The sequence below is a fragment of the Ruegeria sp. AB8 genome, assembly GCF_056542605.1.
The window spans coordinates 1-2108 of the sequence record NZ_JBQGAB010000073.1; the positions used below are offsets into that span (position 1 = coordinate 1).

The 2108-nt window shown below is 52.2% G+C and carries 1 protein-coding gene; it reads left to right on the plus strand.

Features of this window, described 5'->3' with window-relative positions:
- The first annotated feature begins 310 nt into the window (after positions 1-310).
- Complete coding sequence (locus ACR0CG_RS23705; RefSeq protein ID WP_480527953.1) at positions 311-1924, plus strand: hypothetical protein; 1614 nt, start codon at positions 311-313, stop codon at positions 1922-1924.
- Positions 1925-2108 lie beyond the last annotated feature (184 nt).

Genomic DNA, 2108 nt, shown 5'->3' on the forward strand with positions numbered 1-2108 from the left:
GTCAGCCAAAAAAGATCAGACATGGTCACCGCCCGATTTTCGAACCGTGACTCACGCAGCCACGCGGAAATCAATGGGTCCTGACCCTAGCTGATGCACGGCAAAAGGGGCGAATAAAGGTATGGGAGCGTTTTGAAGCAAAGCGGGCCTCTCGTAAGGAGAACAATTAGTCACTTCAAACGCCCTTTGGGCTTTGGTGTGTGGCCTGGTCATTCACAGTTTTTGAGACCATTCTCCGCCATTGACGCCACACTATATGCCAATTTTCTACTGTATGGATTTTGCGAGATTGAGCTTAAGGCTAGATAATATGCGTAAGAGAGTAATAGCAAAACTTCTGGCAGTCTTATCGTTGTTCGCTGTCGTGGTTCTGGGTTTGCTCGACAGATCGTCACACGCCAGCATGCTGGCGAACTGTTCCGGAGACATCTCAGCCAATTGTTTGCTGGATACCGGTGTTCAGCTGCTTAATGAGAATTACCCCGAACCAATCGACACGCGACCGCTTAGCCAGCTCGCGGCGGTTGGGCGCATAGATGAGGCTGAGAACTTGTTCATGAAGATTGCCCTTGAACGAGGAAAAACGTCGCAGGCTGCAACTGAAATCGCATCAAAATCTGTTGCAGTGCATCGGCTTGTGAATGCCATACAAGGTGGGCACGATCTCGATGCTGCACTTGCGCGACTGCCTCAAGCGCACGCAAGTGATCTCTGGTTAGCGGGCCTAATATTATTGGGAGATGATCCATACGGTACTCGCCCAATCCGTCCCGATATTCCCGTTCCTCAGAAAGACGCGCACATTGCAGCCGCCATGGCATCGCTCATCGTTTATTGGTTTGAGACGGGCTCCCCAAAAGCCCGGGCTTGGCAGGTTGCATACGCCGCTGAATTGAGAGCACGCCTCGAAGATCGAGAAGGTGTCATTGAGGTCCTGCGTATTGCGGAAGGTCGCGTCCGTTCACCAAATTACTCGCGCCGTGTATTTGAGGTTGCTGGCGCGGAAACTGTACTGGAGTTGGTTCCATCATCAAGCTTGTCGTATCCAAATCTGCTTCTGACCGCAGCCGAGGCCGAGAACGATGATGAAAAGGCACGGTTCTACCTAGAAGCGGCTTTTGATCACCACGCGGAACGCAAACCATGGCCGGACTTTGACCTTATGGAGCGTGTTGCGCTGCGTAGTGCTGCGCTTGGCTATACGGATTTGGCACACCGCCTCTCCAAAAGAATGGTAACTCTTGCCGACAAGACAGACACCCCTTTTGAAGTTTTTGCCCATATAGATGCGGCACGGGCTTTGTATTTTGCAGGAGCGTCCGTAGACGAAGTGGTCCACCGCCTTTCCATCGCGGAAAGCCTCTTCCCAGATGATCCGTCGGATGTCATTGCTAGCGGTCTAGTCAGTGGTCCTATGGCGTGGCAAAGTTCTGGTCTCGCGCTCGAAGCGCGCTTAGGCATTGCATCCGTCGGCGCATCTGTTGGCGATATCGATAGGGCAAAACGCATGCTATCGGGCATCGATGATCCTGTCACAGCGTGGTTGTATTTGGATACGCAAGGTTTTCCGGTCCACGTTCTGACCGATCTTATGGACCACGCTGAAGAAACTCTGCATCCACATGACTATGCGTATATTGCAGGTCAGTTTGCGAGACGTGCCTCCGTTAAAGAGCAACCTAAGAAACATCATTCGTGGGCGTTGCAACGTGTGCGGAAGATTGCGGAAACTGGCGAGACAGAAGGCAAGTATCGGTATTTGATCTATAATGCTTTAGCTGTTGTCTCTTTTGGTGCCGGTGAGAAAGAACTTGGGCAGACAGTTCTCGAACGGATGGCGCTGTCCGCACTCTCGGAGCGAAATGCGGTTCAGCTTGTTAATGCTGGCTACTCCTATGTCACCTACGGGATCGACCAACCGTAAAGGTTAGATTGGTGTATGGCCGCTCTAGTATAGCTTGTGTGGTACTCTAGCTTTTTGGATCGGCCACACTCGCTCATCTGTCAGGAGGGCGTTCGCTAGGGTCAGGACTCATAACCAATAAATGACGGTTGCGGCGAGGGCGATGGCGGAGAGGAAGACCTTCGGGCATCTGTCGTATCTGGTC